Below are 8,883 nucleotides of genomic sequence, written 5' to 3' on the forward strand. Positions count from 1 at the left end.
GGGGGGCGCCACCTCCGTCTGCCTCGCCACACATGGGTGGTCGGCAACAGCGGACCTCTCCCTCGAGCCAATTCTTTTTGTCGCGTTCGGCGTAGGTGCCCTCAATACTTCATTTGTCAAGGACGGCGAGGTGTCAACCCCGCTGAGCTACGTGACCGGAACGCTCGTGAAGATGGGCCAGGGCATTGAACGCCACATCAGTGGCGGCTCAGCAGCCGCGTGGTTGGGATACCTTCTGCTGTATATAAGCTTCATCGTGGGTGCCACCATCGGTGGTTCTATTAGCTTGGTAGCAAATGGATCTCAGATGTTGACAATCGCCACGATCTTGTGCTCGCTCACCGCCGGATACACCTATTTCCATGCCGACCGACGTGTCCTTTTGAAGGAGTCAGATAGCAGACGTCCATCTCGCCTTTCACTGCTGAGAATGACCCGGTTGGTTAGCCCGCTCGGGAATCAGCCGCCGACGAACTGAAAAGGCACAGTTGGTGAACAACGCGCCGCGAGCAACCCCCCCGTGGGCTCACGACATGCTTACGCGCCGAAGCTACGGGGGTTGACGCAGCTGATAAATTATCGGCGATTGTTAGAATACTGAAATCAGCTGGCACACAGCGTAATCGGCAGCATACAAACCCTGCATATTCCTTACGGTTTTTGCAGGGTATTCGTGGCTGTCGGTCGTAGGCTTTGAGTACCCAGGGGCGTCGGGTATGGCTTGCCATATTCTGCCTTGTGATGGCTCGGATCGATTGGCCGCCCGGCGTTCCGCGACGACTCGAGAGGTGCGATGCAAATCGCTGTGTAAGGACACGTCGGCGTAGTCGTCTGGTGGGTTCAAAGACCGACAACGAACACCGAGGTGGTTGTGCCACAGCAACTATGGGCCGGCGTTGATGCCGGCAAGGCAGAGCACCATTGCGTCGTTATCGACGTTGACGGCAAGAGGGTGCTCTCGCGGCGGGTAGCTAACGATGAGGCGACACTAGGAGAGTTGATCAATGCGGTCACCGCGCTGGCTGATGGTGGCGACCTCACCCGGGCGATTGATCTGGCCGGTGGTGGTGCTGCGTTGCTGATCGCCCTATTAACGGAGGCCTGCCAGCGGCTGCTCTATATCCCCGGGCGAAGTGTCTATTGCGCGTCGGGCAGCTATCGCGGCGACGCGAAAAGCGCCGCGAAAGACGCGGCGATCATCGCCGATCAAGCCCGGATGCGCCGTGATCTGCAGCCGTTGCGTGGCGGCGATGAGATCACTGTGGAGCTGCGCATCTTGGCTGCCCGGCGCGCTGATCTGGTGGCCGATCGCACCCGAGCCCTTAACCGGCTGCGCGCTCGGCTGTTGGAGTGCTTTCCGGCCCTCGAGCGGGCGTTTGACTACGGTCAACACAAGGCCGCGCCGATCCTGTTCACCGGTTACCAAACCCCCCGAGGCACTACGTCGCGCCGGCGCCGCGCGGCTGGTCGCCTGGCTGCGGAAACGCAAGGCCCGCACTGCCGAGGCGGTGGCCGTCGCCGCACTCGAAGCTGCCCATGCCCAGCACACGGTGTTGCCCGGACAAGATCTGGCCGTCGCGATGGTGGCCCGGCTAGCCCAGGAGGTGATCAACCTCGACACCCGAAACCGCCTACACTGAGACAATGATCGGGGAGCGATTTCGCCGCCACCGGTACGCCGAAATCATCCTGAGCTTGCCCGGGTTCGGGGTCATTCTTGGCGCCGAATTCCTCGCCGCGACAGGGGGAAACATGAGCGCTTTCGACTCCGCCGATCGTTTGGCTGGTATCTGCGGGCTCGCACCGGTACCGCGTGATTCCGGGCGCATCAGCGCAACCTCAAACGCCCCCGCCTCAATCACCGACGACTCTTGCGCACCTGCTATCTTGCCGCTCAAAGTGCCGCCCGCACCAACCCCGCTTCCCGGGCCTACGAAGACCGCAAACGTGCTGAGGGCAAACACCCACCGACAAGCAGTCCTGGCCCTGGCCCGGCGACGCCTCAACGTCCTGTGGGCCATGCTGCGCGACCACACCACCTACCAAATCCCAACCGCCGCAGCGGCTTGATAAACCCATCGAGAATCGATCCCGCCGTGTTCCTGCCGCATTACGGGCGGGGGGAGAGGGTGTTTGGGACATGGGCAGTCTGGGTCGTTTGGGACGGTCGGGGTTTTTTGGGACGTTTAGGGCCTATCGGGTCTATCGGGCCTATCGGGCCGCAGTTGAGGCCGACAATGCAACCGCGCAGACTAGCCCCGGGTCTACCCTCGGCGACGCCTACGGGAGGGGCCGGAGGTGTGGGTGCTGGCGTCACGACGAACGCAGTTGTCGTCATTCTCGGCGTGCTTGGCAACTTGTCGTCGCCCCCACCATTAAATCCGACCGCCAAAACAACTGCAGCCGCGCCACCGACCAGCGCGAGCGATTTCCCAATTTCAGATTTCATTAGATTCTCTCTTCTCTATCGTGTTGTCCGCTTACTCCCGCGGTCGTGCGCCGAGACCCAGACCGGGTAGGGAATTGAGGCCCCAGCACGCGGGGCAAAAGGCTTGTGGCGGCGAGGGATCTTCCGCACGACCGTGGTGATCGTTTGGGTTCTTGATCGAAAGCTCATCCGACGATGAGCCAAGCCACCACGAGCGTGGTCCGATCGCCGCTTCGACAGCGGGTTCTCGCTTTAAAGTGCGCCCTTGACAAGGTCATTGGTCACTGGCCGCGCGAACGAGGTGCAACGGCCTGACGCTGACCGATCAGCGACGCGCTAGACAGAACCGCGTCAAGACATCTCGACCCGCAAGGGCGACGGGGACGCCGCGGGGCGGGCCCCGCCTCGCCGCTGTCGCATCGTGGATAGCTGAACCGAGGATGGTGGTCACCGCTAGGGCGGTCCCCAGCGCGACCAGAGCCTTGGGCGACAGTGGCAGCACCGCCATCGCGAACGCTTGGGGGCATGCCGGTGACACCGTGCAGTCGGCAGCCGAATGGTCAGCGTTGACGGCGAATCCGGCGCTCGGGGATGCGTAAGAGGTGTGTGCTGGATTCGATTGAGAAGGCTCGGATGGCGCCAGCCAACAACCGGCGACGCCGACGAGCGCCCACACCGTGACTACGATCATCGTGGCCGAGCGTCCCGTGCGCGCCTTCGATTGCGGTCGTGGGGCTCTGCGAGAGATTGCGAAGAGCGAGTGGAGCGCTGTGCTCGCCACAATCACCACCAATCTTGTTCGCGCTTTCGGCGGTCTGCCGACCCAAAATCCAGTGTTATCCTTCCAGTGGACTAGAAGGTCAAGGGAGGGGCGCATGCAGATCGGCGAGCTGGCGAAACTGGCCGACACCAGCGCCAAAACCATTCGCTTCTATGAGGACTCGGGGCTGCTACCGCCGCCCGCGCGCACTGCGTCGGGTTATCGCGACTTTCGGCCTGAAGTTGTGGAGCGGTTACGGTTCATCCGTCGGGGCCAAACGGCCGGGCTGACCTTGCGGAAGGTCCGGCAAATCCTGGCGATTCACGACCGTGGCGAGGTGCCGTGCGGGCACGTCCGACAAGTCCTAACCGCTCGCCTGGACCAAGTCCGTGCGCAGATCGCCGAACTCAATGCGCTCGAAAGTCACTTGCAGGCCCTTCTTGACTACGCTTCGCAGGCCGTACCGACCGAACACGACCATTCCACGGTGTGCTGGATCTTAGAAAGCGACCTGGATGCCGGCGCAACCATCGGGCATCGTCATCCCAGCGACGAGACAATCAGTACGGGCGGCGTATAAGAACCCGCGAAAGCCGTTAATTCCTAGGCTATTCGGCTACGGTCACGTCAACACCTTGGGCGCCCGGTGATCTTGCGCTGGCGGGCACCGGCTTCACCGCGGCCCGGGCGTCGAGGTCCCACCGCCTCCATTTTATGAGATGAGGTGGGTGACAAATGTGGGATGTACCAGTAGCGCGACGCCGAGGACGACGAGTGCTGCCGCGGTCGCATGCCTGAGCTGGTCGCCGAAGGGCGTCACTTTTTCCAGCCAGATGACGACCGACAGCGCCAGCATCCACCCCAATTGCATTGTGCCAAAAGCGATTAATACCAGCATTAGCATCCAACAAGAACCAAGACAGTAAATGCCGTAACGGCCTCCGGCGAGCAATGCGCGGGCTGGACTGTTGAGGTTGTTGCCGGACGCGCCGGACAACAACGTGGTTCGGCGGCAATAGCGCAGGCATGTCGCCTTGAACGGCGTGAGCTGATGCAGCCCCGCGATCAGGGCCACCGCGCCGGCGACGCGGCCGACCCACGGACAGCTATGGAGCACCGGGTTCAGATGGGTCGACGCGAAAAAGGCCGGCACGCCAACAGCGGTCCACACGGCCAGGTATCCGGTCACGAAGACGATCGCCGCAGCGGCCCTGCCGCCCGCGGCGCGGGCGTAGCGGCCAACCACTGGCAATGCCGCGGGGAGCATCATGGCAGCCATCATGGCCGCCCACGCAATGAGGAACGCGGCCAGCGACATCGTGGATTGGCTGTCCATCGGCATGGCGTCACCACGCATACCCGCCGCACTGACCACTGACCACCACCAACCCAAACCCGCCAATCCCAACAGCACTGCCGGCAACCAGATATCAGTCCGCGACCATGCACGCCCTTGGCCGTTGTCCACTTAAGACACTCCCTTCAGTGATTCCCCGAATGCGATAACTACTCGAACAGTACCCACCCCGGGTGGGGTGGGGTATGCTCGGACGAATCGGATGTCGATGGGAGCGATGAGGCGGCTATGAGCGAGGAATTGACAGCGAAAAAGCACGCGGCGCTGAACCGGCTCAAGACGGTTCGCGGCCACCTCGACGGGATCATTCGGATGCTGGAAACCGACGCTTACTGCGTGGACGTGATGAAGCAGATCTCAGCGGTGCAGTCCTCGCTCGAGCGTGCCAACCGGGTGATGCTGCACAACCACCTGGAGACGTGTTTTTCCTCGGCGGTGCTCGGTGGCCGCGGACAAGCCGCCATCGAAGAGTTGATAGATGCCGTCAAATTCACCCCAGCATTGACCGGCCCGCAGGCCCAGCTAGGCGGCGATGCGGTCGGCGAACCCAGCGACAAAGAGCCGGCGACGGCAGGCAGCCGCGAGTAACGACCACCAGCTTTTGGTGCTGGCCATTAGCTACGACAGCCACCGTGTGGCTGAGGAATAGAGATGAAAGGGAGCGTTGAAGATGTTGGTGCTGCATGGATTTGTGGCCAAGGCGGTACCCACCGTGGTGACCGGCGCGGTGGGGGTTGCGGCCTATGAGGTGCTGCGCAAGGGAATCGCGAAGGTTCCGCTGCGCTCGGCGACCGTCACCCTCACCGCCTGGGGCATCCGCGTGGCCCGTGAGGCCGAACGCAAGGCTGGCGAGAGCGCTGAGCGGGCTCGCCTAACCACGGCCGACGTGATCGCCGAGGCCAAAGAACGCATCGGGGACAACGTCACACCGGTGGTGAGCGACCCGGGCAACACCGATGACAACTGACACCGTCGCCGATGGCGAAGTCAAGCTGAAGGTCGTCTCGGACGCGTCGGGACGAATGCGTGTGCAGGCCAGTGGGTTTCGCTTCGACACGGTTCGGGCCGTCGCGATCGAGGACATGGTCGCCAGCGTGAGCGGCGTGGATGCGGTGTACGCCTACCCACGTACCGCATCGGTCGTGGTGTTGTATTCGCCCGAAAGTTGCGACACCGCTGCGGTTTTGGCGGCGATCACCGAAGCGCGGCACGCCCCGGCGGAATCAGTGCCCGCGCGTGCCCCCCACTCGGCTGATCCCCGCAACACCGGCATCGTGCGAAAAATTGCGGGCGGCATTCGTCGGCTGTTCGTCCGCTCACCCGACGGTGATCAGCCGACCAACACCGGTGGCGGCTGCGGGTCGGGGCCGGCCAGCTGTGGGCAGCTGTCACCGCGCGAGGACAACCAGCGCCAGCGCCGGACGTGGCTGCGACGGCTATGGCTGGCCATGCCGCTAGGGCTGCTAGCGATGGCATCGCCGATGCTGTTCGGTGCCTACCCGTGGGCGGGGTGGTTGGCCTTCGCCGCGACGCTACCGGTGCAATTCGTCGCCGGCTGGCCATTCCTCAAAGGGGCAGTGCTGCAAGCGCGAGCGTCGAGCGCCAATATGGACACGCTGATCGCGCTGGGCACATTGACCGCTTTCATCTACTCCACCTATGAGTTGTTCGCTGGTGGCCCACTGTTTTTCGACACCGCCGCGTTGATCATCGCGTTCGTCGTACTGGGCCGCTATGTCGAGGCCAGAGCCACCGGCAAGGCGTCGGAGGCGATCAGCAAGCTGCTGGAGATGGGCGCCAAGGAAGCCTCCCTGCTCGTAGACGGCCAGGAAGTGCTCGTCCCGGTCGACCAAGTGCAAGTCGGAGACCTGGTGCGGGTCCGGCCCGGCGAGAAGATCCCCGTCGACGGTCAGGTTGTCGACGGGCGTGCCGCCGTCGACGAGTCGATGCTGACCGGCGAATCCATCCCGGTGGAAAAAACCGTCGGTGACCATGTCGCCGGAGCCACCGTGAACGTCGACGGCATGCTAACCGTGCGCGCCACCGCCGTAGGGGCCGACACCGCGCTGGCCCACATCGTGCGCCTGGTCGAACAAGCCCAGGGCGGCAAGGCCCCCGTGCAGCGGTTGGCCGACCGGGTCTCGGCGGTGTTCGTGCCGGCCGTTGTCGCGGTTGCCGTCGCGACGTTTGCCGGCTGGACGGTGCTGGCCGGCAACCCGGTCGCGGGCATGACCGCGGCCGTCGCGGTGCTCATCATCGCCTGCCCATGCGCACTGGGGCTGGCCACCCCCACCGCGATTACGGTCGGCACCGGCCGGGGCGCCGACATGGGGATCCTGGTCAAGGGCGGTGAGGTCCTGGAGGCCTCCAAGAAGATCGACACTGTGGTGTTCGACAAGACCGGCACCCTCACCCGCGCCCAAATGCAGCTCACCGATGTCATTGTCGGTAAGCGCCGACAGCCCGATTACGTGCTGGGGATCGCCGCCGCCGTCGAATCGGGCTCCGAACACCCGATCGGCGCAGCCATCGTTGCGGGTGCCCGCGAGCGCGATCTCAAGATTCCGGCCGCCACGGCGTTCACCAACGTCGCGGGCCACGGAGTGCGCGCCGAAATCGACGGTCACCCCGTGTTCGTCGGGAGACGCAAGCTCATCGACGAGCACAATCTAGATCTACCCCAGCACCTTGCCGCAGCGTCTGCAGAACTCGAAACCCAGGGCCGCACTGCGGTGTTCGTCGGCCGCGACGGCCAGGTTGTGGGCGTACTCGCGGTGGCGGACACGGTCAAGGACGACGCCTCCGCCGTGGTCGCTCAACTGCACGCGATGGGACTACACGTCGCCATGATCACTGGCGACAACGCCCGCACCGCAGCTGCGATCGCCACGCAAGTCGGCATCGAGCGAGTGTTGGCCGAGGTGTTACCCGAGGACAAGGTCACCGCAATTCGGGCACTCCAAGACGAGGGCCGGGTGGTCGCCATGGTGGGCGATGGCGTCAACGACGCACCCGCACTGGTCCAAGCCGATCTGGGAATCGCAATCGGCACCGGTACCGACGTGGCCATCGAGGCCTCAGACATCACCCTGATGTCCGGCCGGCTCGACGGCGTTGTGCAGTCGATCGAGCTGTCGCGGCAGACGCTGCGCACCATCCATCAAAACCTCGGCTGGGCCTTCGGCTACAACACCGCCGCCATCCCCCTTGCCGCACTCGGCTTACTCAACCCCGTCATTGCTGGCGCCGCGATGGGATTCTCCTCAGTCAGCGTCGTCACCAACTCACTACGGCTACGCCGCTTCGGCCGCAACACCCACCAGCAATCGGTCATCAACCGCCAACCTGCACCGGCATTGACCCAGTGACTTGCAGAGAAGAACGAGAGAAGCGATGACAGACACAGCGGATTTAGCTGCAGCAGAAACTATTTCACCACTGTTGAGGTTTAGGAGGCAATGCGATGACGACTTGGTACGGCGGCTGGGGCTGGTGCAGCCCAATGGTCAATACGCCGGCAAAGCTGCTGTTGTTGGGCGCCGTCTTCACGGCCATCATCCTTGCGGTGCGGTCTGCCGGTAGGCGGTCAAACGATCCGCCCGCCGCTGCGCCTTATGGCCGGCCCGAAGGCGTGGTAGCGGCCCCCATTCCCCGAAGCAAACCAGACAACGACGACTTTTACCGACGGTTGATGTAGGCCCGTAAAGCCCTGAACGCCAGGTTCGTTCACCGCAGACACACGACCAAGGTTCCCGGGAGGTCATCACATGGCTAAGCTCACCCGACGGGCAGTACTCGCTACACTCGGCGCCAGCGCGGTGGCGGGTATCGGGTACGCGCTTCGCGGCGTCCTTGGTCCGCCCGTGCTGCGCATTCGCCTAACCGACGGCGGCATGATGGGTGCCAGTCCGGCCGACATGAGCCTCTACATGGACATGTTCAACCGACACACTGAGATCACCCGCACCGTCGAGGAGATTCCCGGCGGCGTACGCACCACCACCCAATCAAACGCCGCCGAGCTCACCGCCAAACTGCACGCACACGTATCAAGCATGTACTCCCACCTCAACCAGGGCTCCGAAGTCATGTGCATGAGCCAAAGCCTGCCAACACTATTCCGCAACGCGGGCAGCTACCGCCGCCAGCTGACGCTGACTCCCACCGGCGTCATCGCCGAGGAAACCTCCGACGATCCCATCCTTGCCGACGCAATCCGCGCCCACGCTCGTGAAGTCACCGGCTTCGTACGCGACGGAATGCCCCCGATGATGCAAGGCATGATGGGCGGAATGATGGGACCTGGCGGCCGACCATAGTCGCCGGCAACGCTGCAGA

General features: G+C 63.6%; 8 protein-coding genes and 2 pseudogenes. 8 read left to right on the forward strand and 2 right to left on the reverse strand.

The window, feature by feature from the left end:
* Positions 1–394 (forward strand): annotated as a pseudogene (locus tag AC5Y5O_RS31365) (DUF1275 family protein); the annotation flags it as partial.
* A 477-nt stretch (positions 395–871) separates the two neighbouring features.
* Positions 872–2,070 (forward strand): annotated as a pseudogene (locus AC5Y5O_RS31370) (IS110 family RNA-guided transposase).
* 683 nt (positions 2,071–2,753) lie between these two features.
* Here the strand turns inward: AC5Y5O_RS31370 and lpqS are convergent.
* Entirely contained in the window at positions 2,754–3,353 is a 600-nt protein-coding gene (gene lpqS, locus AC5Y5O_RS31375) for a putative copper homeostasis (lipo)protein LpqS (protein WP_500028702.1), read from the reverse strand.
* On the opposite strand from lpqS, the gene AC5Y5O_RS31380 reads away from it, so the two are divergent.
* On the forward strand, positions 3,304–3,768 hold the full coding sequence (locus AC5Y5O_RS31380) for a heavy metal-responsive transcriptional regulator (RefSeq protein ID WP_330981530.1): 465 nt from the start codon (positions 3,304–3,306) through the stop codon (positions 3,766–3,768). The two genes, lpqS and AC5Y5O_RS31380, sit on opposite strands and share 50 nt — an antisense overlap.
* Before the next feature lie 132 nt (positions 3,769–3,900).
* Here AC5Y5O_RS31380 and AC5Y5O_RS31385 read toward each other — a convergent pair whose 3' ends face one another.
* The gene (locus tag AC5Y5O_RS31385) at positions 3,901–4,656 is read right to left on the reverse strand and encodes a copper chaperone (RefSeq protein WP_330981525.1); all 756 of its coding nucleotides are present in this window, start codon (positions 4,654–4,656) and stop codon (positions 3,901–3,903) included.
* A gap of 117 nt (positions 4,657–4,773) precedes the next feature.
* Here AC5Y5O_RS31385 and csoR point away from each other — a divergent pair, with 117 nt between their 5' ends.
* From csoR to AC5Y5O_RS31410, 5 genes are all read left to right on the forward strand, one after another.
* Positions 4,774–5,133, forward strand: a complete 360-nt coding sequence (gene csoR, locus AC5Y5O_RS31390; protein ID WP_330981524.1) for a copper-sensing transcriptional repressor CsoR — start codon at positions 4,774–4,776, stop codon at positions 5,131–5,133.
* Positions 5,134–5,218: 85 nt separating this feature from the next.
* Positions 5,219–5,512, forward strand: a complete 294-nt coding sequence (locus AC5Y5O_RS31395; protein WP_330981529.1) for a DUF1490 family protein — start codon at positions 5,219–5,221, stop codon at positions 5,510–5,512.
* Between the two features lie 55 nt (positions 5,513–5,567).
* Positions 5,568–7,913 (forward strand): copper-translocating P-type ATPase, encoded by a 2,346-nt coding sequence (locus AC5Y5O_RS31400; RefSeq protein ID WP_330981528.1) that lies wholly within the window; start codon positions 5,568–5,570, stop codon positions 7,911–7,913.
* Between the two features lie 95 nt (positions 7,914–8,008).
* Positions 8,009–8,242 (forward strand): hypothetical protein, encoded by a 234-nt coding sequence (locus AC5Y5O_RS31405; protein WP_330981523.1) that lies wholly within the window; start codon positions 8,009–8,011, stop codon positions 8,240–8,242.
* 70 nt (positions 8,243–8,312) lie between these two features.
* Positions 8,313–8,864 (forward strand): hypothetical protein, encoded by a 552-nt coding sequence (locus tag AC5Y5O_RS31410; RefSeq protein ID WP_330981522.1) that lies wholly within the window; start codon positions 8,313–8,315, stop codon positions 8,862–8,864.
* Positions 8,865–8,883 lie beyond the last annotated feature (19 nt).

Source organism: Mycobacterium sp. NGS40, assembly GCF_059812735.1.

Coding starts and splice junctions, on each gene's coding strand:
- AC5Y5O_RS31400 (WP_330981528.1), top strand. CDS start 5,568: ATGCGTGTGCAGGCCAGTGGGTTTCGCTTCGACACGGTTCGGGCCGTC.
- lpqS (WP_500028702.1), bottom strand. CDS start 3,353: ATGGTTTTGGCGCTGGTGTCGGCCAGTTTCGCCAGCTCGCCGATCTGC.
- AC5Y5O_RS31380 (WP_330981530.1), top strand. CDS start 3,304: ATGCAGATCGGCGAGCTGGCGAAACTGGCCGACACCAGCGCCAAAACC.
- AC5Y5O_RS31410 (WP_330981522.1), top strand. CDS start 8,313: ATGGCTAAGCTCACCCGACGGGCAGTACTCGCTACACTCGGCGCCAGC.
- csoR (WP_330981524.1), top strand. CDS start 4,774: ATGAGCGAGGAATTGACAGCGAAAAAGCACGCGGCGCTGAACCGGCTC.
- AC5Y5O_RS31405 (WP_330981523.1), top strand. CDS start 8,009: ATGACGACTTGGTACGGCGGCTGGGGCTGGTGCAGCCCAATGGTCAAT.